24 protein-coding genes are annotated in these 21,022 nt (G+C 63.8%); 17 read left to right on the top strand and 7 right to left on the bottom strand.

Annotation, left to right across the window (positions count from 1 at the left end):
* Positions 1 to 59: 59 nt before the first annotated feature.
* Positions 60 to 611, bottom strand: coding sequence for a MarR family winged helix-turn-helix transcriptional regulator (locus tag AWH62_RS00415; RefSeq protein WP_075188490.1), 552 nt, complete (start codon positions 609 to 611; stop codon positions 60 to 62).
* 139 nt (positions 612 to 750) lie between these two features.
* Here AWH62_RS00415 and hppD point away from each other — a divergent pair, with 139 nt between their 5' ends.
* The 11 genes from hppD (at position 751) to AWH62_RS00360 (ending at position 9,592) form a co-directional block, all read left to right on the top strand.
* The gene (hppD, locus tag AWH62_RS00410) at positions 751 to 1,830 is read left to right on the top strand and encodes a 4-hydroxyphenylpyruvate dioxygenase (RefSeq protein ID WP_075188489.1); all 1,080 of its coding nucleotides are present in this window, start codon (positions 751 to 753) and stop codon (positions 1,828 to 1,830) included.
* Between the two features lie 9 nt (positions 1,831 to 1,839).
* Positions 1,840 to 2,373 carry a VOC family protein gene (locus tag AWH62_RS00405; protein ID WP_075188488.1) on the top strand — a complete coding sequence of 178 codons (534 nt, stop codon included), beginning with the start codon at positions 1,840 to 1,842 and terminating at the stop codon, positions 2,371 to 2,373.
* A gap of 162 nt (positions 2,374 to 2,535) precedes the next feature.
* Complete coding sequence (locus AWH62_RS00400) at positions 2,536 to 4,353, top strand: hypothetical protein (protein WP_143742841.1); 1,818 nt, start codon at positions 2,536 to 2,538, stop codon at positions 4,351 to 4,353.
* A gap of 19 nt (positions 4,354 to 4,372) precedes the next feature.
* Positions 4,373 to 4,828, top strand: a complete 456-nt coding sequence (locus AWH62_RS00395; protein WP_075188938.1) for a response regulator transcription factor — start codon at positions 4,373 to 4,375, stop codon at positions 4,826 to 4,828.
* A gap of 103 nt (positions 4,829 to 4,931) precedes the next feature.
* A complete protein-coding gene (locus tag AWH62_RS00390; protein WP_075188486.1) occupies positions 4,932 to 5,462 on the top strand; it encodes a DUF4199 domain-containing protein in 531 nt (176 codons plus the stop codon).
* 119 nt (positions 5,463 to 5,581) lie between these two features.
* Positions 5,582 to 6,013 (top strand): hypothetical protein, encoded by a 432-nt coding sequence (locus AWH62_RS00385; RefSeq protein WP_143742840.1) that lies wholly within the window; start codon positions 5,582 to 5,584, stop codon positions 6,011 to 6,013.
* On the top strand, positions 6,010 to 6,747 hold the full coding sequence (locus AWH62_RS00380) for a hypothetical protein (protein WP_075188484.1): 738 nt from the start codon (positions 6,010 to 6,012) through the stop codon (positions 6,745 to 6,747). The genes AWH62_RS00385 and AWH62_RS00380 overlap by 4 nt, the downstream gene beginning before the upstream one ends.
* On the top strand, positions 6,744 to 7,469 hold the full coding sequence (locus AWH62_RS00375; RefSeq protein WP_075188483.1) for a hypothetical protein: 726 nt from the start codon (positions 6,744 to 6,746) through the stop codon (positions 7,467 to 7,469). The genes AWH62_RS00380 and AWH62_RS00375 overlap by 4 nt, the downstream gene beginning before the upstream one ends.
* Positions 7,466 to 8,218 carry a hypothetical protein gene (locus AWH62_RS00370; protein ID WP_075188482.1) on the top strand — a complete coding sequence of 251 codons (753 nt, stop codon included), beginning with the start codon at positions 7,466 to 7,468 and terminating at the stop codon, positions 8,216 to 8,218. Before AWH62_RS00375 ends, AWH62_RS00370 begins: the two co-directional genes overlap by 4 nt.
* Before the next feature lie 91 nt (positions 8,219 to 8,309).
* Entirely contained in the window at positions 8,310 to 9,062 is a 753-nt protein-coding gene (locus tag AWH62_RS00365; RefSeq protein WP_075188481.1) for a hypothetical protein, read from the top strand.
* 65 nt (positions 9,063 to 9,127) lie between these two features.
* Entirely contained in the window at positions 9,128 to 9,592 is a 465-nt protein-coding gene (locus AWH62_RS00360) for a GFA family protein (RefSeq protein ID WP_075188480.1), read from the top strand.
* A 56-nt stretch (positions 9,593 to 9,648) separates the two neighbouring features.
* On the opposite strand, the gene AWH62_RS00355 is transcribed toward AWH62_RS00360, so the two are convergent.
* Genes AWH62_RS00355 through AWH62_RS00345 form a run of 3 tightly spaced genes read right to left on the bottom strand, consistent with a single transcriptional unit; the run spans position 9,649 to position 12,440 of the window.
* Complete coding sequence (locus AWH62_RS00355; protein ID WP_075188479.1) at positions 9,649 to 10,419, bottom strand: DUF1295 domain-containing protein; 771 nt, start codon at positions 10,417 to 10,419, stop codon at positions 9,649 to 9,651.
* A gap of 9 nt (positions 10,420 to 10,428) precedes the next feature.
* Positions 10,429 to 12,129, bottom strand: coding sequence for a sodium:solute symporter family protein (locus tag AWH62_RS00350; protein ID WP_075188478.1), 1,701 nt, complete (start codon positions 12,127 to 12,129; stop codon positions 10,429 to 10,431).
* Entirely contained in the window at positions 12,126 to 12,440 is a 315-nt protein-coding gene (locus AWH62_RS00345) for a DUF4212 domain-containing protein (RefSeq protein WP_075188477.1), read from the bottom strand. The genes AWH62_RS00350 and AWH62_RS00345 overlap by 4 nt, the downstream gene beginning before the upstream one ends.
* A 125-nt stretch (positions 12,441 to 12,565) precedes the next feature.
* Here AWH62_RS00345 and AWH62_RS00340 point away from each other — a divergent pair, with 125 nt between their 5' ends.
* A complete protein-coding gene (locus AWH62_RS00340) occupies positions 12,566 to 12,934 on the top strand; it encodes a BlaI/MecI/CopY family transcriptional regulator (RefSeq protein ID WP_158025517.1) in 369 nt (122 codons plus the stop codon).
* Between the two features lie 19 nt (positions 12,935 to 12,953).
* Here the strand turns inward: AWH62_RS00340 and AWH62_RS00335 are convergent, their stop codons facing one another.
* The 3 genes from AWH62_RS00335 to AWH62_RS00325 all read right to left on the bottom strand — a co-directional run bounded on the left by AWH62_RS00335 (position 12,954) and on the right by AWH62_RS00325 (position 17,236).
* Positions 12,954 to 13,919: an alpha/beta fold hydrolase gene (locus AWH62_RS00335; protein WP_075188475.1), complete on the bottom strand. Its 966-nt coding sequence runs from the start codon at positions 13,917 to 13,919 to the stop codon at positions 12,954 to 12,956.
* A 111-nt stretch (positions 13,920 to 14,030) separates the two neighbouring features.
* Positions 14,031 to 16,328 carry a TonB-dependent receptor gene (locus AWH62_RS00330; RefSeq protein WP_075188474.1) on the bottom strand — a complete coding sequence of 766 codons (2,298 nt, stop codon included), beginning with the start codon at positions 16,326 to 16,328 and terminating at the stop codon, positions 14,031 to 14,033.
* Positions 16,325 to 17,236 carry an alpha/beta fold hydrolase gene (locus tag AWH62_RS00325; RefSeq protein ID WP_075188473.1) on the bottom strand — a complete coding sequence of 304 codons (912 nt, stop codon included), beginning with the start codon at positions 17,234 to 17,236 and terminating at the stop codon, positions 16,325 to 16,327. The genes AWH62_RS00330 and AWH62_RS00325 overlap by 4 nt, the downstream gene beginning before the upstream one ends.
* Before the next feature lie 81 nt (positions 17,237 to 17,317).
* Between AWH62_RS00325 and AWH62_RS00320 the strand changes: the two genes are divergently transcribed.
* Genes AWH62_RS00320 through AWH62_RS00300 form a run of 5 tightly spaced genes read left to right on the top strand, consistent with a single transcriptional unit; the run spans position 17,318 to position 21,000 of the window.
* Complete coding sequence (locus AWH62_RS00320; RefSeq protein WP_075188472.1) at positions 17,318 to 17,926, top strand: TetR/AcrR family transcriptional regulator; 609 nt, start codon at positions 17,318 to 17,320, stop codon at positions 17,924 to 17,926.
* Positions 17,923 to 18,720: an enoyl-CoA hydratase/isomerase family protein gene (locus tag AWH62_RS00315; RefSeq protein ID WP_075188471.1), complete on the top strand. Its 798-nt coding sequence runs from the start codon at positions 17,923 to 17,925 to the stop codon at positions 18,718 to 18,720. Before AWH62_RS00320 ends, AWH62_RS00315 begins: the two co-directional genes overlap by 4 nt.
* Entirely contained in the window at positions 18,720 to 20,222 is a 1,503-nt protein-coding gene (locus AWH62_RS00310; protein ID WP_075188470.1) for a long-chain fatty acid--CoA ligase, read from the top strand. Before AWH62_RS00315 ends, AWH62_RS00310 begins: the two co-directional genes overlap by 1 nt.
* A complete protein-coding gene (locus AWH62_RS00305) occupies positions 20,219 to 20,614 on the top strand; it encodes a MaoC family dehydratase (RefSeq protein ID WP_075188469.1) in 396 nt (131 codons plus the stop codon). The genes AWH62_RS00310 and AWH62_RS00305 overlap by 4 nt, the downstream gene beginning before the upstream one ends.
* Positions 20,611 to 21,000 carry a phosphate acetyltransferase gene (locus AWH62_RS00300; protein ID WP_075188468.1) on the top strand — a complete coding sequence of 130 codons (390 nt, stop codon included), beginning with the start codon at positions 20,611 to 20,613 and terminating at the stop codon, positions 20,998 to 21,000. Before AWH62_RS00305 ends, AWH62_RS00300 begins: the two co-directional genes overlap by 4 nt.
* Positions 21,001 to 21,022 lie beyond the last annotated feature (22 nt).

Here is a 21,022-nt window from a genome sequence, read left to right as displayed (position 1 = left end):
CTTCCTATACACCGGGACTGGCTGACATACGGTGATATTTGATGAGCCGATTCGCTTGTCTATCGCGCTTCGTCCGGCACGGAATTGGCAAGTCGTGTCACAAGGGAACAAAACGCCCCCTGCTCGCCGGCATCCATCATCCGGTTGGCGGCGAGCGGCACCACTTCCACCGCTTGACGCAAACGGGCATAGACCGTCTTGCCCTTGCTGGTCAGGTAGAGATGACTGACCCGGCCGTCGGCCTGCGATGCCCGGCGCACCACAAGACCGCCTTCCAGCAGCGCCTTGGTGGCGCGCGAGACAATGCCCTTGTCCATAGGTGTCACCGTCACCACCTCAACCGCCGTCCGCCCGGGCGCCTCGGCAATCGCCGCCAGCACCCGCCATTGCGACAGGTTGAGTCCGGCCTCGCGCTTGACGATGGCCGCCGTCAGACGGGCGATCCGGTCGGCCAGCACGGTGACCTGGTAGGGCCAGTATTCCGTGAGCCGGATCGGCTCGCAGTCCACGTCGGTCACGAAGTCGGCCGACGTCTCGGCAAGGTCGGATCGGTCGGCGGACGCCAGGGCGTCAGCGGACGGGCTGGCTGCATGGGTGTTCGTCTGGGTCATGACACCATGATAGTTGCAATCACAACTTGACGCAATAGCAACCAATAAGGTAGTCAAGGGGCACATTGAACACAGCGCGCCTCCGCCCCGGTCCGGGAGCGGCCCCACGGCGTCGCCCCGACACTCCAGGAGAGATGACATGGCTGACCTGTTCGAAAATCCGATAGGGCTTTGCGGCTTCGATTTCGTGGAATTCACCGCCCCAGAGCGCGGCATCATCGAGCCGGTCTTCCAGGCCATGGGCTTTACCCATATCGCCAATCACCGCTCCAAGGATGTCGAGCTGTGGCGCCAGGGCGGGATCAATTTCCTGATCAATTACGAGCCCGACACGCAAGCGTCCTTCTTCGCCAAGGAACATGGCCCGTCAGCCTGCGGCATGGGCTTTCGCGTTCGCGATGCGGCGGCGGCCTATGAGGAAGCGCTGGAGCGCGGCGCCGAGCCGGTGCTGACCGAGCCGGGCATTTCCGAGCTGGTCATCCCGGCGATCAAGGGCATTGGCGGCGCCTCGGTCTATCTGATCGACCGTTTCGAGGACGGCAAGTCGATCTATGACATCGATTTTGTCTATCTCGACGGCGTCGACATCCACCCCGAGGGTTGTGGCTTCAACGTGATCGATCACCTGACCCACAATGTCTACAAGGGCCGGATGGACTATTGGGCCAAGTACTACGAGGACCTCTTCAATTTCCGCGAGATCCGCTATTTCGACATCAAGGGCGAATATACCGGCCTGGTCTCGCGTGCCATGACGGCACCGGACGGTCTGATCCGCATCCCGCTGAACGAAGAGAAGTCCGAAGCCGTCGGCCAGATCGAGGAATATCTGCGCGAGTACAAGGGTGAAGGCATCCAGCACATCGCCTTTTCCTGCGACAATCTGCTGGAATGCTGGGACCGTCTGAAAAAGGCCGGCACCGAATTCATGACAGCGCCGCCAGCCACCTATTACGACATGCTGGAAGACCGCCTGCCGGGCCATGGCGAGCCGACAGAAGAGTTCAAGAAGCGCGGCATCCTGCTCGACGGCACCACCGAAGGCGGCCAGCCGCGCCTGCTGCTGCAGATCTTCTCGGGCAAGGCGATCGGCCCGATCTTCTTCGAATTCATCCAGCGCAAGGAAGATGAAGGCTTCGGCGAAGGCAATTTCAAGGCCCTGTTCGAATCCATCGAACGCGACCAGATCGAACGCGGCGTCATCAACGCAGCCGAGTAGGAGGACATCATGTCCGTCAACATCAAGCGCATCCACCACGTCGCCTATCGCTGCAAGGACGCGAAAGAGACGGTCGAGTTCTACCAGCGTGTCATGGGCATGGATTTCAAACTCGCCATTGCCGAGGACGAAGTCCCCTCGACCAAGGCGCCGGACCCGTACATGCACGTCTTCCTGGACGCCGGCATGGGCAATGTCCTGGCCTTTTTCGAACTGCCCAACTCGCCGGAAATGGGCCGCGACGGCAATACGCCGGAATGGGTCCAGCACATCGCCTTCGAAGTCGAGGACATGGACGCGCTGTTGGCCTCCAAGGCGCATATCGAGGCACAAGGCCTGGACGTGCTTGGCCCGGTCAATCACGGCATCTTCAAGTCGATCTACTTCTTCGACCCGAATGGCCACCGTCTGGAACTCGCCGCCAATACCGGCACCGACGAGCAGATGGCCGAACTGAAACGCGTCGCCCCGGCGATGATCGAGGAATGGAGCCAGACCAAGCGCGCACCCAAGCACGCAGCCTGGCTTCACGAGCAGGACTAGCATCCCCCAAACCCGCTAGACCTGTCATGACCTCTCGCCCCGTCTGCCCGGACGGGGCGTTTTCTTTGCCCGATGCCCCGGCTCGACCGGGTCCCGCGTCAGCTTGCCTATTCTGCCAATATGGTCAGGATGCCACGCAACTACCGGGGGAAATCGGAACAGATGTTGGGATTGATTGCCGAATTGCGCCGTCGCAGCGTGTTTCGCGTCGCCGCCGCCTATCTGGTGGTTGCCTGGTTGATCATGCAGGTGGTGGCAACGATCGGCGGCGCTGCCGGCCTGCCCGACTGGGCTGACAGTCTCGCCCTGGTCCTGCTGCTGGCCGGCTTCCCGGTCATTCTCTTCATCGCCTGGGCCTTCGAACTCTCACCGGACGGGCTGAAGAAGACCGGGCCGGCGGACAAGGCCAGTCATGTCCCGGCGGCGGGAATGCCCGATTATGCGCTGATCGGGGCCCTTATCATCGTCGCTGTGATTGCAGGCAGCCAGATGCTGACCCGGCCCGGCCAATCGGAAATGCCGACAGCGGACGCAGGCGCGGTCGCCGACGGCATCCCCAGTGACAATTCGATCGCCGTCCTGCCCTTCCTCGACCTCTCCCCGGCCGGTGACCAGCAATATTTCTCGGACGGGATTTCAGAGGAGATCCTCAATGTCCTGGTCCGGATCGAAGGGCTGGACGTCACCTCGCGGACCTCGGCCTTCCAGTATCGCAGTGATACGATGGGCGTGCCCGAGATCGCAGAGCGGCTGCGGGTTCGCCACGTGCTGGAAGGATCTGTCCGTCGCTCGGGAAACACGATCCGCATCACCGCCCAGCTGATCGATGCCCGCACCGATGTGCATTTATGGTCGCAGACCTATGACCAGTCGCTGACGGCGGAAAACCTGTTCGCCATCCAGGACGAGATCGCCAATGCCATCGTCCGCGCCCTCAGCGAGGTTCTGGACATTCAAGCGCCCGAAATTGCGGTCGCACCGCTGACGGACAGTGTCGATGCCTATGACCTCTATCTGCAGGCACGCGACCTCTTCCATCGCCGCGCCGATCTCGACGTCGCCGCCGACCTGCTGGCGCAGGCCGTCGGGCAATCACCCGATTTCACCGCAGCCTGGGCCTTGCGGGCAGCGATTTCAAATGTGCGGGGGTCCCATGGCTATGGCCCCGAAGCCGGGGTGGACCAGGCGGCCCTGACCGAAAGCTATGCCCGGCAAACCCTGGCGCTGAATCCAGACAATGCGCTTGCCATCGCGGTTCGGGCCAGCCATCGATCGCAGCGGATGATGTTCCACGGCGAGCCGGGCGACATTGGCTCGGTTCTCACGGACCTGAATCGAGCGGCGGCGCTCAATCCCCACGACGCCACAATCCATAACTGGCTGGGCATGGGCCGGCTCTTTGTCGGCGATCTGGACGGTGCCCTGTCAAGCTTCCAGACCTGCGTGCAGATCGAGGCGCGGTACGCAGCATGCGCCGAAAATTACTACGACACCTTGGCCGCCATGGGCCGAACGGACGAAGCATTGGCGGCACTGGAGGCCAATCTGGCCAACGGGCTGAGCACCACTCAATGGGTCAATTTCGCTGTTCTGGAGGAGAATGACGAACGGCTTGCCTTCCTGATTGCGGCCAATCAGCCCTGGATATTGCCGGGGTTTCCGCGCCTCGGGGAGATTTATGACGCCTATCAGACCCCGGATGGCGACCATTCGGAACTCCTGCGCGAAGCGCTCGACTACATGCCGCCGGACGATCGTGACCACCCCGCCTTGCTGTTGTCGCTCCTGCTCACCCCGCTCGGCGCAGAGGGCCTGCCAGTCTCGCCGGTGTCGATCTGGCAACCCGGCGCCTCGCGCTATCGGCAAACACCGGCCTTCCGGCAATTGATGCGATCGAGCGGCACGTTCGACTATTGGCGCGAGCACGGTTTCCCGGCTCCCTGCCGACCGGTCGGCGCTGATGATTTCGCCTGTGACTGACCGTGCAGGCATACGCGGCCTGTGGCGCCCCGTCCTGCTCTACGCGGCGGCGCTGGCGCTCGGGGCCTTCGCGCTGGAATGGCTGCAATACCGCTTCTGGGCCCGCATGATCCCGCTTGAAATCATGATCGGGCTGATCGGTGCCGCCTTCGCGGCACTGGGGGTCTGGGTCGGGATGCGGCTCACGCGCCGGGCGCCGCCCGCGCCCTTCGTGCGCAATGAGGCGGCGCTGAAGTCCCTCGCCATCACCCCGCGCGAACTGGACGTGCTGGAAGCCCTGGTCAGCGGCGACAGCAACAAGGAACTCGCCCGCACGCTCGGCGTCTCGCCCAATACCGTGAAGACCCATATCGCCCGCCTGTTCGACAAGCTGGACGTCACCAGCCGCATCCAGGCGATCGAGACCGCCCGCGACCTGCGCCTGATCCCGGCGGCGGGCGATACGCCCACTCCGACGACCCGGTCAGACGGGTGATTTCGTCACAATCACCCATCCGGGTGACGACGCGCGGCGCGGGACCGGCAGGCTGGACCGGTCCATCAAACAAGGAGGCGCCCGACCGGGCGATATCGACATCATGACCCGTATCATTCTCGTTTTCGGCAGCATCGCCGGCAGCCTTGTCGCCCTCTTCCTGATCCTCGGCATGACGCTGCTGGCCGGGTCCGACGGCGTTGGCTCGGAGGCCATCGGCTATCTGGGCATGCTGCTGTCACTGTCCATCATCTTCGTCGCCATCAAACGCCATCGCGACATCAATCTGGGCGGGGTGATCCGCTTCTGGCCAGCGCTCGCCCTGGGCCTCGGGGTCGCGGCTCTCGCTGCCGTCTTCTACGTCGTCGCCTGGGAGATTTATTTCAACGCCACCGACCGCGCCTTCATGGACAGCTATCTCAACGGCCAGATCGCCGCCCGCGAAGCGGCCGGCGCGACCGCTGCGGAACTGGCTGCCTTCCGCGACGAGATGAGCGCCATGATGGAGCTGTACGGTAATTGGTGGTTCCGCCTGCCGATGACCTTCATCGAAATCTTCCCGATCGGCGTGCTGGTCAGCCTGATCTCCGCGGCCCTGCTGCGCAACCGCAAACTCCTGCCACACCGGGTCTGACCCTCTCCCCGTCGCGCCCGGCTTGCTGCGCGACGGGGACCAAACCCGCTGCCATCCCCCTTTCACACCTTGCGGTTTTGTTGAAAACTGGCGCTCAACCGGCTGGGGAGGCGGTGACGATGTCTGATTTCGAACTGGCGCTGCTATTCTCGGAATATCTCAACACCGCCAATTTCATCTTTTCCAATTTCATGGCGCTGGTTTTTGCGATGCTGACGGCGTCCTTTTTCCTCGCCCACCGCATGGAGCGCTGGGTCGCGGCGCTCTTTCTCCTGCTCTACTCGATCGGAGCGGTGATGACCGGGTCGGGCGTCCTCTTCGCCTTTTCCGACTTTGCCGCCCTGGGCGTGCATATCCACGAGACTGCCGGCCAGTCCGCAGACCTCGCCTGGCTCGGCCCGGCCGGGCCGGGTGGTGCGGGCATGGGGAATATGCCGGTCATGATCTCCGTCCTGTTGGCCGTCACCTATATCGGCTCGCTCGGCTTCTTCTTCGTGGTCCGCGCCAGGCGCATCGACCGGCCGGAGCCGGACGGTGAGGCTGACACATGATCCTCGCCCGGATCTCCAAGGCTGTTCGCGAACAGAACTGGCTCGCCGTCAGCTTGGAATTCATCATCGTCATCGCCGGTGTGGTGATCGGTTTCCAGGTCTCCGCCTGGAATGAGGCGCGCCAGGAACGCGGGCTGGAGCAGGCCTATCTGGAACGGCTTTTGAGCGAGTTTGCGGTGGTCAGTGACGAGCTCGACGATGCCAGCGGCGATCTTGATGATGCACGCGAGCAGGCGGAAGGCTTTCTCGCCGCCTTCGATGCCGGCGACCGCGAGGCGATGGCGCGCGAGACGTTCGCGCTTCTGGCCATCACCCGTGTTTCGGAAGTCCAGATCCAGTCGGCGGCGCTGCACGAGCTGATTTCCAGCGGCCGGCTCGGCCTCATCCGCAATGAGGCACTGCGCGCGGAACTGGCCAATCTACCGCTGGTCGAGGCCGATGCCCACGGGGTCATCGACCAGATCAAGGCCCAGCAGGTCGATATCGTCGCCACCCTCCGTCCCCATCTTCGCGTCACGATGGACGGTCTGGGCGTGGACTCGGTCCTCCTGGCGGACAGTCTCACCCCTGAAGACGCCGAATTGGCCAACAACCTGGCCTTTGCGATCTATCTCAATCGCTCGGCCGCCCTTTTCCTGCGCGTGCTGAAAAACGAGGTCGACCAGCTTCGCGCCTCACTGGCGGAAGAATTGGGCCAGCCCTCGCCCGTGCCCGCCCCGGAGACCTCGCCATGATCCTCACCTCCATCACCCAGGCCCTGCGGACCCAGAACTGGTTCGCCGTCATCGTCGAATTCATCATCGTTCTGGCCGGCGTGGTGATCGGTTTCCAGATCTCTGCCTGGAATGAGACCCGGATCGAGCATCAACGCGAAGCGCTGATCCTGGAACGCCTGCACACCGACTTCACCGAGATCGAAACGCGCACCGCAACCGTCATCGAACAACTGGATGCCCGTATCGAGGCCGGCCATGCCTTCGAGGCCTTACTGCGCCGAAACCAGAGCGAGGTCAGCGATCTTGAATTCTTCGCCAGCCTGCAAAACGCCATCGGCACGCCGGTCCCCAATGGACGCTCGGCGACCTATGCCGAGCTGGTCGCCTCCGGCGAGATGCGCCTGATCCGGTCCGAAGCCCTGCGCGAGGCACTCGTGGAGTTTGACGAGCAGGTGCGTCGCCAGGAACTGGCCTATGCCTCGCTGGCGCGACTGATCACCGACAATGCCGGCCTGCTTCTGGAGGTTCAGGCCTACGCCTCGAATGATCCCGACAGCCTGCCGCCACACCTCTATGACGTCTTCGCGGCGATCCGCCATTCGGCCGCGGTCTACGGAGCTGCCCGCCTCACCACTCGCGCCAACCTAGCCAACCGGGTCTGGCATCAGGGCACGCTGGAACGGGCCCGTGACGTGCTCGCGGCGATGCCCGACGACGCCCCGGAGGCAAACGCACCATGATCCTTTCCCGCATTGCCCGCGCCCTGAAAGACCAGAACTGGCTCGCCGTCGGCATCGAATTCGTGATCGTGATCCTGGGTGTGGTGATCGGCTTTCAGGTCACGGCCTGGAATGCCGACCGCGCCGAACAGGACGTGATCACGCGGCAATTGCACGAAGTTCGCGATGATATCCGGGCCGACATCACGGCCATTGAGCTGACCCGCGATGCCAGCCTCTGGCGTCTCGCCGCGGCGGAGTACCTGCTGACCGAGGCCAATGACGGGGCCGGGTTGCGATCGATGTCGACAGCGCCTGGCGGCACGGTTGACGCGACCCTCCTGCCCACCGTGACCGAGGCCGACCTGCCGATGCTTCTGGCGCGGGTCAATCTGATCCGCGGCGTCACCGGGCGACGTACGGGATATCAAAGCCTGGTCAATGGCGGCAGCCTGCGCCTGATCGAGGCCGGCGAGCTGCGCTCTTCCATCCAGCGCTATTATGCCGGTTATGACGATTTCCAGAGAAATCTGAACACCTTCCGGGACATTCGCAGCGCGGCCCTGCCGGTACTGTTCGAGCACGGGTTCTCGCTATTCTCCGACCATGAAATCGACACCGTGCTCGACGCCGCCCGCAACAATCCCGCCTTCCTCGCCTATCTGCGAACCAGTCGGGAAACCGGGCAGTTCCAGACCGCCAGTATCCTGGCCCGGGAGGACGAGGCGCGCGCCCTGCTCGCCCTCATCAATGCGGAGCTGGACGAATGATCCTCGCCCGTATCGCCCGCGCCCTGAAAGATCAGAACTGGCTGGCCGTTGGACATTCGTTGGTCGCTCGGGCGCTGCCCGGTGGTGCCGGATGAGGCGACGCGTCCGCCGCAAGGTTGAACGGTCCGCGCCCCTTCCCGTGCGCCATGCCTGGATGACGACCTGGGTCATCATGCTGGCGGCCTTTTTCTGGTATCTGATCCATCTGTTTTCGACCGTCTCCTACAACTGCCGCGAGTTCTATGACTGGTGGTTCGACCGCGAGATGTTCGGCATGGCGACACTACAATGGACCAGTCTTTATGCGGTCACACTGGCGCTGTGGTTCTGCGTCCTCATCGTCCGCCCCAAACGCGAACGCATCCCGGTCTGGATCCGCGTTTTCCAGGGCAAGATGATCTTCTGGATGGTGTTGATCAGCGTTTTCCAGTGGGGGATGGTCCGGCCGCAATCAGACGAGGCGCGCATCTACGCCTGGTTCCAGGATGAGGTCGCGGGCTGGCCGGTGATAAACTGGTTTTTCAGGGGGCAGAGCATGCCCTTCGTTGAAATATACGACACATTCAACGGCGTGGAAATTGACTACGAAGACCGGTTGTTCGACGAGGCCGAGGGCCTGCAGGCCGAGTATGAACGGACCTTCCGGGCCAACATGATCCCCCGCCGAATGGGCATGTATCGTGGTGAGCTGGAATGCGAGGCGACGGCCCGCATCGACAAGGCCTGGGAGCGGGCCTTCACTGTCTATTTCAAGCGCTGGCGTGAGGAACAACCGGTCGAGGCGCCCACAGGGTCGGTCTGGGACATGCCCCTCGAACCGGAACCGGATGAGGCGGATCGTTGAACCGATGGATTTCTCGGGCGGCGCGAGCGACAACCACACGCATGACCAAGCGGGAGCCATCAGACATGACGCAAGCACAGAAAACCCGAAACGGCGGCTGTCGCTGCGGCGAGCTGCGATTTCGCCTGACCGAACCGGCCCTGTTCACGGCCGCCTGCCATTGCCGGGGCTGCCAGCGCATGAGCGGCGGCGCCTATTCGCTCACGGTTGCTGTCCCCGACGCCCAGTTTGCAGTAACCCAAGGCGAACCCGTCATTGGCGGCCTGCACGGTGACGACATCCGGCATTTCCACTGCCCGCACTGCCTGAGCTGGGTTTTCACCCGCCCGACCGGCATGGATTTCGTGAATGTCCGAACCCCCATGCTGGACGACCCGTCCGGCTTCACGCCCTTCCTGGAAACCTGCACCAAAGACCGGCTCGAAGGCGTCACGATAACGGCCCCGCACAGCTATGAGGCTTTCCCGCCAATGGAGGAATTCGGTGACCTGCTCGCCGCCTACGCCGCCGGCCCCGGAAAAGCCGGGTAAAGCACGACACCCAAGAGATACGCGCCGGCGCAGAGCTTCCATAACCACGCACCCCCTCACCCCCGCTTCGGCCACCAGGGCACAAAGCCCGGCGTCCGGGCGACATAATCCGCATAGCCGGGGCGACTCTCATGCAGGCCGTCTTCCAGAATTTTGGCGCCGGTCCAGCGGGTCAGGGTGAAGGTGAGGAAAAGCGGACCGATAACGGTCCACCAGCCATCGCCATCGGCGACGGCGATCAGCCACAGGCCCCAGAACAGGACGGCATTGCCGAAATAATTGGGATGGCGAGTATAGCGCCAGAGGCCTGCATCCATGACATGGCCCTTATTGGCCGGATCGGCCTTGAAGGCGGCGAGCTGGCGGTCGCCGATCACTTCGAAGGCAAGACCGATGCCGAAGAGGATGACCCCCGCGATCGCAGCAGGCGTGGCAAAGCGGGCCCCCTCCATCACCGCATGCTGGATCGGCAGGGCGGTCACCCACAGCAGGACACCCTGCAGGAGGAAGACGGTGACCAGCATGAAGATCGCTTCCTTGCCCGGCGGCGAACGCTGCAGGAGTTTCTGATAGCGCTTGTCCGCCCCCTCATGCTGCCAGCGCGTGAAGAGGTGATGCCCCAGGCGCAGGGCCCAGATCGCGACCAGGCCGACATACCAGGTCGCGCCATCTGCCCCGGCGAACAGCAGCGAGGACAGCGCCAGCACCAGAAAGCCGATGGGCCAGATCGCGTCGATATAGGACGGGTCCTTGCGCGGCACGCTGAACGGCCAGGCCAGCACCATCACGGCAAGGATGAGGGCGAGATTGAGAAGATAGGGGATCATGGCTGGGATCTAGGGCGCGCGGATGCGTTCGACCAGCTCCCTGACCTCGGCCGGCGGAGCGGGTGTCAGCAGCGAGACGGTGACTGAGACGATACAGCTGATGACCATGCCGATCGTGCCGAAACCTTCCGGCGATACGCCAAGGATCCAGTGTTCGGCATCATTCGGGATCCAGCCGAATATCTTGTAGGTGAGGATATAGGCACCGGTGACGCCCAGCCCCGTCACCATGCCGGCGATCGCCCCTTCCTTGCTCATGCGCTGCCAGAAAATGCCGAGCAGGATGGCCGGGAAGAAGCTGGCGGCAGCGAGCCCGAAGGCCAGCGCCACGACCGAGGCGACAAAGCCCGGTGGATAGATGCCGGCGAGGATGGCGATCAGCACCGCCCCCGTCGCCGATAGTCGGGCGATCAGGAGCTCCTGCCGGTCGGTCATGGATTTGAACAACACCTTGCGACACAGGTCGTGCGAGATCGAGGACGAGATCACCAGCAACAGGCCGGCCGCGGTGGACAGGGCGGCCGCGATGCCGCCGGACACGACGAGACCGATCACCCAGCCGGGCAGGTTGGCAATCTCCGGATTGGCGAGCACGAAAATGTCGCGATTGAGCGTGGTCACCTCATTGGTCGCCGGATCGGCACGATACTGGATGCGGCCATCGCCATTGAGGTCCTCGAAAGCCAGAAGCCCAGTGTTTTCCCAACGGTGGAACCAGTCCGGCGTTTCGCGCTCGCCCTCGACCAGGGTGGTGGTCTCGGCGTCATAGACACTCTCATTCACCGTCTCGATAAAATTGGTGCGGGCAAAGACCGCGACCGCCGGGGCGGTGACATAGAGGATGCCGATGAAGAGCAGCGCCCAGCCGGCCGATTTGCGGGCATCCGCCGCCTTGGGCACGGTGAAGAAGCGCACGATGACATGCGGCAGGCCGGCCGTTCCCGCCATCAGGGCGAGCGTGATCGCGAACACGTCGAAGGTCGATTTCGAGCCGTCCGTATAGGGGGCGAAGCCAAGCTCGGTCAGCATGCCGTCCAGCTTGACCAGCAAAGGCGTCCCGTCGGCCACATTGCCGATGAAACCGAGCTGCGGGACGGGCGATCCGGTCAGCTGCAGCGAGATGAAAATGGCCGGCGTCATGAAGGCAAAGATCATCACGCAATACTGGGCGACCTGGGTGTAGGTGATGCCCTTCATGCCGCCGAGCGTGGCGTACATGAGCACGACCAGTCCCCCGATCACCACACCGGCCTCGATGGGGATTTCCAGAAAGCGCGAGAAGGCGATGCCGACGCCCTGCATCTGGCCGGCGATATAGGTAAAGGAGACGAAGATGGCACAGATCACCGCAACCACGCGGGCGGTATCGGAATAATAGCGGTCGCCGATGAAGTCGGGTACGGTGAACTTGCCGAAACGCCGCAGATAGGGCGCCAGCAGCAAGGCCAGCAAGACGTATCCGCCGGTCCAGCCCATCAGGAAGACGGAGCCGTCATAGCCGGAAAAGGCAATCAGCCCGGCCATCGACAGGAAGGAGGCGGCGCTCATCCAGTCGGCGGCCGTGGCCATGCCGTTGAAGACCGGCGGGACGTGGTGCCCGGCGACGTAGAATTCGTCCGTCGAGCCGACCCGCGAGGCGATCGCGATGCCGATATAGAGCGCGAAGGATGTGATGACGAAGAAACCGGTCCAGAACAGGGTCGGGGTCATGACGCGTCCTCCTGTCCCGGCGGGATGGGGGGCGGCATGTCATCGCTGCCGAGCTGGTCTGCAAAGCGCGCTTCGAGCCGGTTCATCGCCCAGGCGTAGTAGAAGATCAGCACGATGAAGGTGAAGATCGAGCCTTGCTGCGCGAACCAGAAGCCCAGCGGCGCGCCGCCAAGGGATACATGGTCCAGCCAGGGACGCAAAAGGATGCCGAAACCGAAGGATACGGTAAACCAGATCGCCAGCAATATGCCCATGAGGCCAAGATTGGCGCGCCAATAGGCCTTGCGCGCGGATGACTTGTCTTGCGCCATGTGCTCCCCCAGACTGATCGCATGACTTTGATGGCGATCTTCGGCGCGAGCTTTGCAAACAAATCCTTAACACACCAGACCTGTTGCAATTCAGGTCAGGACCGACTTGTGGAAGGATGACGATGATGAGCCAGAGCCAACAACGCCTCACCGACGACGAGAATGCCACCATGCGCATCCTGTGGGACCGCGGCGGCGCCTCGGTCAGCGAACTCGCCATCGCCACACGTCAGCCGGCCGCGACCACGCTCAACCTGCTGCACGGGCTGCGCCGCAAGGGCGCCGTCGAGCGCCAGCAGGCCGGCCGCGATACCGTCTACCGACCACGCCTCAATCGCGAGACCGCCCGCACCCATGCACTTGGTCGCCTGTTGTGCGGCGACAGCACTGCCGCCGATAACGGGCTGGGCGTCGTCGTACTGCGCGAAAGCGATGTCGACCCGAAGGACTGGGCCGACCTGCAAGCCGAGATCGCCCAGCGCCGCAAGGCCTGACGCCGAAACGCCGACCGGACTATTGTGCCGCCAGAAAGGCCCGCATGTCGGCGACTGTCTGGTCCGGCGCTTCCTCATGCACCACATGCCCCAGACCGGGATAGGTGATCAGCTGTGCCTGCGGGATGGTGGCTGCCATCAGGGGGCCGAGCGACGGTGGCACGACACGGTCGGCCTCGCCCCACAGGATCAGGGTAGGCACATCGATCCGGGCCAGGTCGGCGGACGGTTCCGGCAGGGTGAAAACTTCCAGCCGCTCAATCATCGCCTCGCCGACGCCGTCGCCCTGCATCAACGCATAGACGCGGTCTGACATGCCCTCCGGCATGCGCGCGGCATCGCCGAACAGGGCCTGTGTCGCAGCATGGATCACCGGTTGCGGCGCCTGGGTCAGATAAAAGCGCACCGGCATTGGCACCGCCACCGGTTCCTCCGTCACGCCATTGATCGAATAACCACCGGGCGCCAGCAGGACGAGCCGGTTGACCCGGTCCGGATGCGCCACCGCCAGCCGCCAGCTCGCCAGCCCGCCCAGGGAATTGCCGACCAGCGTGGCCTCGGGAATATCGAGTTCTGCCATCAGCTGATCGAGGAACTCGACCGTTTGCGGCACGGAATAACGGGATTGCGGATCCGGTCCGGTCAGACCGTGCCCCGGCAAGTCCATGCGGACCACGCGATAATCGGCCGACAAGTCGGCCGCCCAGGCATCCCAGCTCTCCAGCGAGTGCGAGAAACCGTGCACCATGACCAGGACCGGGGCGTCGTCCGGCCCGTCAATGCGGACCCGCGTCATGACCCCGTCAACATCGACCAGACGGTCGCTTTCACCCCACCAGGGCGAGTCGATCATGACCGGGATTGCCGCGACGCCGATGTCATCGCCGACCGGGTCGGGCGCGTCCGCATTTTCCCGCTGCAACCAGAAAACAACGAGACCGGCCAGCAAAGCCAGACCGAGCAAAAGACCGATGACCAGACGCATGGCAAACCTCATCGCAAAAATAAAATGAACGGCGGCACCCGGAGGGGCGCCGCCGCAGGATAGCCCGGTTCCGGCGAACGGGGGAGGTTCCCGTCCGCCGGACAAGCCGGATCAGTAGCGCCAGGTCAGGGTCGCCGTGAAGGTCCGCGGCGGACCGTAATAGGCAACCAGCGTGCCCTCGGCGCCGAGTTCGGGAGCCAGGGTCGTGTTGTTGACGAAGTCATAGCCGGAGACCTTGTATTCTTCGTCGGTCAGGTTGCGACCATGCAGGCCGAACTGCCAGTGACCATCATCACCTTCCCAGACAGCCGAGGCGTTCCACAGCGTGTAGGAACCCTGGTCAAGCAGCGGGAAGGGGAATTCGAACTGGCTGGACGCACCGCGATGGCTGATCGTGTTGATCACCGACAGGTCACCGCCACGCATCGGCGTGATGTAGGTCAATGTCGCCGACGCCGTCGTGTCCGGCGTGTTCTGGATTACGACGTCATCGGAAACATCGACACCGAAGGCGTTGATGAACTGGTCGTATTCACCGTCCAGCAGGCCAACGGCCCAGCCCAGCGTCATGATGTCGCCAGCGCTGAACACGTCAGTGCCGAGATCGAGTGAGCCTTCATACTCGATACCGCGAATGGTCGCGGCACCGGCATTGGTGGTCACGCCGGTGAAGCTGTCATTGACGCCGTCATTGTCGGTATCAATGCCGACCGAACCCGGGACCTGGATGTCGGTATAGTCCATGTTGAAAACGGCCAGGCTGTGGCGATAGCCATTGCCCTGGTATTTCCAGCCGATCTCGATGCTGTCGACCGTTTCCGGATCAAAGCTCATGAACTCATAGATTTCGTCCGCCTCGACCGTGCCATTCTGGTCGAAGTCCGGGGCGCCGGTCGTCTGGGCGCGCGGGTCGAAACCACCGCCCTTGAAGCCCTGCGAATAGGTCAGGTAGAAATTATTCGCGTCATTGGGCTGCCAAGCGAGCGATGCCGTCGGCGAGAAATCATCCCAGGAATTCGTGCCCTGGAAGTCCGATGTCGTTGCAATCGAGAACCCGCTACCACCGAAGAATTCCGAGAATCCACCCAGATAGGTGCGGCGCAGGACGCGCGAGGTGCGCTCGTCCTCGGTATAGCGACCGCCGAGGGTCAGCGAGAATTCGTCGGTCAGATCATAGGTGAAGTTGGCAAACACCGACCAGGTCTTGGTGTCCACTTCGCCGAAGGTCTGGGCGTTGAGACCGGCCAGGACATTGTCCAGCAGCACGTCAAACACCGTCATCGCACTGGCATCGAGATAGTAATAGCCAACCAGGCCGTTCAGGCGCTCGCCGGAATAGAGCAGCTGGAACTCCTCGGAGAACTGCTCGTTGTCGTAGATCGCCGGAACATCGAGATCGCCCGAGGCCAGATTGTCGAAATCGATCGGCGTGACCGAGGTGTCGGAACGATCAGCAAGGATATTGCGGACGGTCCAGTTGTCGTTGATCTGCCATTCGGCCGTCAGGGCAAGACCGTCGCCTTCAACTTCCTGGTCGACCACATTCAGGCCGGCGCGGGTATCATGCACATCCGACAGAACCGGCGCGCCGGACAGGGCACCGACCGTCAGGCGGTGACCGCCACGGGCATTCGACGTGTCGGAGACATTGTCATAAGCCAGACGGACAAAGAAATTATCCGTCGGTTCCCACTCGGCCGAAACGCGATAGCCGAAGACATTCTTGTCGTAATTGTCTTCGCCGGTGGTCAGGTTGTCGCCGAAACCGTCACGGGTGAAACGGCCCATCGAGCCGCCGACGCGGAAAGTGTCGGTCAAGGGCGCGCTGCCGGACAGCACGGTGTCGAGCTGGCCATAGCTGCCAATGCCGAGGCGGGCCGTCATGGTCGGCTCGTCGGCATCGATACGGCGAGTGACGTATTTGACAGCGCCACCGATCGTGTTGCGACCGTAGAGCGTGCCTTGCGGACCGCGCAGCACTTCGATCCGATCAACATCATAAATGTCGAGCACGGCGCCTTGCGGACGGTTCAGGTAGACGTCGTCGACATAGATACCGACACCGGCTTCGAAACCGGCAACCGGGTCCTGCTGGCCGACACCGCGGATGAAGGCGGACAAGGTCGAATTGGTACCGCGCGACACTTCCAGCGTGATATTCGGCGTGGTGTCGGCAATCGCGACAATGTCGAGAGCCCCCATGCGCTCGAGGTCCTCGCCGGACATGGCGGACACGGACAGCGGCACGTCCTGCAGTGTTTCTTCGCGGCGGCGGGCGGTGACGGTGATGACGTCACGGCTTTCCGACGCGCCATTGTCCTGGGCGACGGCGGGTGCCGCAACCAGGGCTGATGCGGCAACCGTGCTCAACAGAAGCGCGGTGCCCGTCAGGGTCTTGAAGTGTTTCATGAGATACTCCCCTCGATGGTCTGTTTTGATGTCGCCTGCGCCAGGGCCTGGCGGGCGAAGGATTTGACCGCGTCGACAAATTCTTCCGGTTGCTCGAGGTGCGGTGCATGCCCGGAGTGGGCGAACCCGTGCGCCGTGGCGGCGGGCAGGGTTTCGACGAGATAGCGGCTCGTCTCCGGGCCATAGGCATCGCTGCGTTCGCCAAAGGCGATCAGCGCCGGGATGGCCATTCCCGGAAGGCTTGCGCGCAGATCCTGCTGCGCCATCGACGCCCACAAATCCGCCATGGCATCGGCGTTGCGGGCTGTCAGTAAAGTCAAGGCATCGGCCACGATCTGCGGCTCGCGGGCGGCGCGATCCCGGGCGAACATGCGCGGCGCAAAGGCGGCGGCGTAGGCCGGCCAGTCGGCGCGCATGGCGGCGGTGGCGCGGACGGAGGCTTCCACATCCATGCCGCTCGACATGCCCAGCGCCCAACTCTCATCATTGAGAATGCGCGGACTCATATCCTCGATCACCATGCCGGCCAGCCGGTCGGGCCCGTGGCGTTCGATCATCGACCACAGGACGGTGGCCCCCATCGACCAGCCCAGCATCACGACCCGGTCGAGACCGAGCGCGGTGAGAAACTCATTCATGTCATCGGCAAGATCGGCAATCGAAGCCGCGCCTGCGCCTGCCGGCGTCTCGCCATGGCCGCGCAGGTCCGGCACCAGAACCCGGTGCTCGTCGGCCAGCCGATCCGCAATCGTATCGAAAAATTCGCTTGAGGCGGCCCAACCATGGACCAGAACCAGCGCCGGACCCTGACCGAGATCGCGATAGGCCATCACGGTGCCGTCACGCAGCGTCAGGTGCTGCGCGCGGCGCCCACCCTCGTCTGATCTGTGCGGCTGCGCTTCGGCCACGTTGCATCTCCCCTCGACCGTCCAATTTTCGCTGGATCGTGTCATATTGATTTAGGAGCCATTTTGTGAAAACTGAATCATATGTCAACTTCTGAAACGAGCACGGTCGATAAAAGACCCAAAACCGCCCGCGGTCTGAGGACCCGGAACAAGCTTCTGGAGGCCGCCGAGGGCGCCTTCGGAGAGAACGGGTTTCATGCCACCTCGATCGGCGACATCACGCGCCGGGCCTCGGTGGCACTGGGAACTTTCTATGTCTATTTCGACTCCAAGGACGAGATTTTCCGCGCCCTCGTCGCCCATATGGGCGAGATGACACGCGGCTGGATCGCCGAACGTGTCAAAGGCGCACCGGACCGGCTGGAAACCGAGCATCGCGGCCTCGTCGCCTATATCGAGTTCGCCCGGGCCCACCCGAATCTCTATCGCATCATCGAAGAGAGCCAGTTCGTCGCGCCGGACGCCTACAAGGCCCACTATGACGTCTTCATGGAGCGCTATCAGCGCAATCTGGAAGAGGCCGAGGCACGCGGCGAAGTGCGGGCCGGAGACCAGGGCAAACGCGCCTGGGCCCTGATCGGCATGAGCGTGTTCATGGGTCTGCGCTTCGGCATCTGGGAGCGTGACCGCGACCCGGAAGACATCGCCCGCGTCGTCTCGGACCTGATCGCCAACGGCCTGAAGCCATGACAGATACCGGCGCAGCACCACCGCTCCTCATTGACCGCGACGGCACAATCGTGCGGCTGCGGCTGAACCGGCCACGGCGCGGCAATGCGCTGACACCGGAGCTGCTGGACGCGCTCTGTGTGGCTCTGGCCGATTGCGGTGACGCGCGCGCCGTCATCCTGACCGGTGAGGGTCGGGCCTTCTCCAGCGGCGGTGATATCGGCGAGTTTCACGCCCGAACCGGCGATCTGGCTCAGCTGGAAGCCTATGGCGACCAACTCGTCAGCGCCCTCAACCGTGCCATCCTTGCCCTGCGGGCCCTGCCCTGCGCCAGCATTGCCGCCGTCAACGGGCCGGTAACCGGCGGCGCAATCGGCCTGATGCTGGCCTGCGATGCCGTCCTGATGCACCGCGACGCTTTCATCCAGCCCTACTACGCCAAGATGGGCTTTGCTCCCGATGGGGGATGGACCGCCCTGATGCCGGAGCGGATCGGCAGCGCCAGAACCGGCGCCTGGCTGGCCCTGGACGACCGCGTCAGCGCCGTCGCCGCCTTCGAAATGGGCCTGGTCGACCGCCTCGCCGAGGCCGGCAGCTTCGACGCTGCATTGACCGACATCATCACAACGCTCGCCGCCCACGATCCCGCTGTCGCCACCACCAGCCGCCGCTTGCTTGATGCCCGGCAGGGCCGCGATCCGCTCGGTGACCGGCTCGACCGCGAGCGTGCGGCCTTCTGCGACCTGCTGGTACGGCCGGAGACCCGGTCGCGCATGGCGGCCTTCCTCGCACCACACCGGGAGGCGGTTCGCTGATGGATATCGTCACCGACATCACTGCCCGCCGCGCAGCCCTGACACCCGATCGCCCGGCCTTCCACGATGTCAAATCCGGCGAGATTGTCAGTTTTGCCGCACTCGAGGACCGCTGCGCCCGGGCCGCGACGCTGATGGCTGATCGCGGTGTCGGCCCCGGTGACCGGGTTGCCATCCTGTGCCGCAACCGGGTGGAATTTTTTGAGGCCCTGTTCGGCTGTGCCAAGCTGGGCGCCATTCTCGCGCCATTGAACTGGCGCATGCCGGCCCGTGAACTGGCCGACCTGCTCGCCGATTGCGCGCCGAGCCTGTTGTTGACCGGTGCCGAGGACACAGCGACTGCGGCCGAGGCCGCGCAGCCGCACGGCACGCCGCTGCTTGACCTGGAGCAGGATTGGCCGGCCGCCCGGAACGCCGCCGAACCACACCCCGGCCGGCCGGCCTGGCCCGGCGAGGAGACCTGGTATCTGATCTACACGTCCGGCACGACCGGGCGCCCCAAGGGCGTGATCCAGACCTATCGCATGGCGTTGGTGAATTACGTCAACATCTCACAAGCCATCGGCCTGCGCGACGGCGATGCCAGCCTCAACTTCCTGCCACTCTTCCACACCGCCGGCATCAATCTGCACACCTTGCCGGTGCTGATGGCCGGCGGCCTCAACCATATCCTGCCGGGTTTCGAGGCCGGCGCCGTGCTCGACCTGATCAATGCCGGCCGGCTTGATGTCATGCTGTGTGTGCCGGCGGTCTATCGCGAGCTTGCCCTGCATCCCGATTTCGCCACCACTGACCTGACCCGGCTGCGCCACTGGGCCTGTGGCGGTGCGCCGATGCCGGACGTGTTGATCGAGCAGTTTGCGGCCCGCGGCGCGGTCGTGTGCAATGGTTTCGGCATGACAGAGACCGGCCCGACCGCCTTCCTGATGGATCGCGAACACGCGCTCGACAAGATCGGCTCGGTTGGCAAGCCGCAACTCCTCATCGAGGCCCGCATCGCGACACCGGAGGGTAGACCCCTACCGGCCGGGGAGACCGGCGAAGTGCAGTTTTTCGGTCCCGGCCTGACACCGGGTTATTGGCATTGCGACAGTGAGACGGCCCAGCTGTTCACGCCCGATGGCTGGCTGAAAAGCGGCGATCTGGGCCGGTTCGACGATGAGGGCTATTGCTATATCGCGGGCCGGATCAAGGAGATGTATATCTCCGGCGGCGAGAATGTTTATCCGGCCGAGGTCGAGAACCTGCTCGATGAACACCCCGCCATCCTCGAAGCCGCCGTGACCGGCATCGCCGACGAGAAATGGGGCGAGGTCGGCTGCGCCCATCTCATCCTGCGCGAAGGCCAAAGCGTCAGCGACGAGGCGCTGCGGGCCTGGTGCCGCGAGCGCATGGCCGCGTACAAGGTGCCGCGCCATTTCCTGCGCAGCACCGACTTTCCGCGCACCGCCGCCGGCAAGGTCCAGAAACATCTTCTGCCTCGCCCGGAGGGGGTGCGATGACCCCCACCAAGCCGCGGCCGACAACCGCTCATATCGTGCTGGACAAGACCTTCAGCCAGGCCGATTTCGACGCTTTCGCGCGCCTGTCCGGCGATGACAATCCGATCCATGTCGATCCGGATTTCGCGGCTGGAACCCGGTTCGCAAAAACCGTCGCCCACGGCGCCCTGCTGTGCTCGGTGTTGCGCGGGCTGGTGGCGCAAATCCGTCCCGCTGCCCGGCAGATCCGCCAGGACACACAGTATCCGGCCCCCAGCCCGGTCGGCGAGCCCCTTCGTTTCGAGGCCGAAACAACCGGCGAAACGCCTGACGGTATGGTGATCGCCCTGAAAGTCACCCGCCTCGGCGACGGGGTGGTGACCTGTCTCGGCCAGACCGAGGTAACCGCATGAGCGCCGCGCTGACAATCGGCCAATCGGCACAGACGCAGCGCCGCTTCACGCCCGCCGATGCCGCCGAACTGCACACGCTGACCGGCGCCCCGCCGGAAACCGCCCGTGTGCCGGAACCCCTGATCAACGGACTCTTCTCCTACCTGCTCGGCGTCGAATTGCCAGGCCAGGGGACCAATTATCTCAAGCAGGAAACCCGTTTCCTGGCCGACGCCCCGTTCGGCGAGCCACTGATCGCGCGGGTCGAGATCACCCGCCTGCGTCCGGACAAGCAATTGGTCGACCTGGCCACGACCTGCACGACGTCCGGCGGCGTCAAAATCGCCGAAGGCCGCGCCCTGGTGCTGGCGAAAGACGTGGCCGGCGCTTTCAACACGCCTGTCTGAACAGGCCTCCAGCGCCACAACC

The organism is Maricaulis sp. W15, assembly GCF_001924955.1.
In the GTDB taxonomy this organism is placed as follows: domain Bacteria; phylum Pseudomonadota; class Alphaproteobacteria; order Caulobacterales; family Maricaulaceae; genus Maricaulis; species Maricaulis maris.
Note: the sequence above shows the minus strand (reverse complement) of the source record. Positions and strands in the feature narration are given on the sequence as shown.

Coding starts and splice junctions, on each gene's coding strand:
- AWH62_RS00315 (WP_075188471.1), top strand. CDS start 17,923: ATGACAGATACCGGCGCAGCACCACCGCTCCTCATTGACCGCGACGGC.
- AWH62_RS00350 (WP_075188478.1), bottom strand. CDS start 12,129: ATGACCCCGACCCTGTTCTGGACCGGTTTCTTCGTCATCACATCCTTC.
- AWH62_RS00300 (WP_075188468.1), top strand. CDS start 20,611: ATGAGCGCCGCGCTGACAATCGGCCAATCGGCACAGACGCAGCGCCGC.
- AWH62_RS00365 (WP_075188481.1), top strand. CDS start 8,310: ATGAGGCGACGCGTCCGCCGCAAGGTTGAACGGTCCGCGCCCCTTCCC.
- AWH62_RS00335 (WP_075188475.1), bottom strand. CDS start 13,919: ATGCGTCTGGTCATCGGTCTTTTGCTCGGTCTGGCTTTGCTGGCCGGT.
- AWH62_RS00385 (WP_143742840.1), top strand. CDS start 5,582: ATGTCTGATTTCGAACTGGCGCTGCTATTCTCGGAATATCTCAACACC.
- AWH62_RS00390 (WP_075188486.1), top strand. CDS start 4,932: ATGACCCGTATCATTCTCGTTTTCGGCAGCATCGCCGGCAGCCTTGTC.
- AWH62_RS00340 (WP_158025517.1), top strand. CDS start 12,566: ATGAGCCAGAGCCAACAACGCCTCACCGACGACGAGAATGCCACCATG.
- AWH62_RS00415 (WP_075188490.1), bottom strand. CDS start 611: ATGACCCAGACGAACACCCATGCAGCCAGCCCGTCCGCTGACGCCCTG.
- AWH62_RS00380 (WP_075188484.1), top strand. CDS start 6,010: ATGATCCTCGCCCGGATCTCCAAGGCTGTTCGCGAACAGAACTGGCTC.
- AWH62_RS00405 (WP_075188488.1), top strand. CDS start 1,840: ATGTCCGTCAACATCAAGCGCATCCACCACGTCGCCTATCGCTGCAAG.
- AWH62_RS00305 (WP_075188469.1), top strand. CDS start 20,219: ATGACCCCCACCAAGCCGCGGCCGACAACCGCTCATATCGTGCTGGAC.
- hppD (WP_075188489.1), top strand. CDS start 751: ATGGCTGACCTGTTCGAAAATCCGATAGGGCTTTGCGGCTTCGATTTC.
- AWH62_RS00375 (WP_075188483.1), top strand. CDS start 6,744: ATGATCCTCACCTCCATCACCCAGGCCCTGCGGACCCAGAACTGGTTC.
- AWH62_RS00330 (WP_075188474.1), bottom strand. CDS start 16,328: ATGAAACACTTCAAGACCCTGACGGGCACCGCGCTTCTGTTGAGCACG.
- AWH62_RS00360 (WP_075188480.1), top strand. CDS start 9,128: ATGACGCAAGCACAGAAAACCCGAAACGGCGGCTGTCGCTGCGGCGAG.
- AWH62_RS00320 (WP_075188472.1), top strand. CDS start 17,318: ATGTCAACTTCTGAAACGAGCACGGTCGATAAAAGACCCAAAACCGCC.
- AWH62_RS00310 (WP_075188470.1), top strand. CDS start 18,720: ATGGATATCGTCACCGACATCACTGCCCGCCGCGCAGCCCTGACACCC.
- AWH62_RS00345 (WP_075188477.1), bottom strand. CDS start 12,440: ATGGCGCAAGACAAGTCATCCGCGCGCAAGGCCTATTGGCGCGCCAAT.
- AWH62_RS00370 (WP_075188482.1), top strand. CDS start 7,466: ATGATCCTTTCCCGCATTGCCCGCGCCCTGAAAGACCAGAACTGGCTC.
- AWH62_RS00400 (WP_143742841.1), top strand. CDS start 2,536: ATGTTGGGATTGATTGCCGAATTGCGCCGTCGCAGCGTGTTTCGCGTC.
- AWH62_RS00355 (WP_075188479.1), bottom strand. CDS start 10,419: ATGATCCCCTATCTTCTCAATCTCGCCCTCATCCTTGCCGTGATGGTG.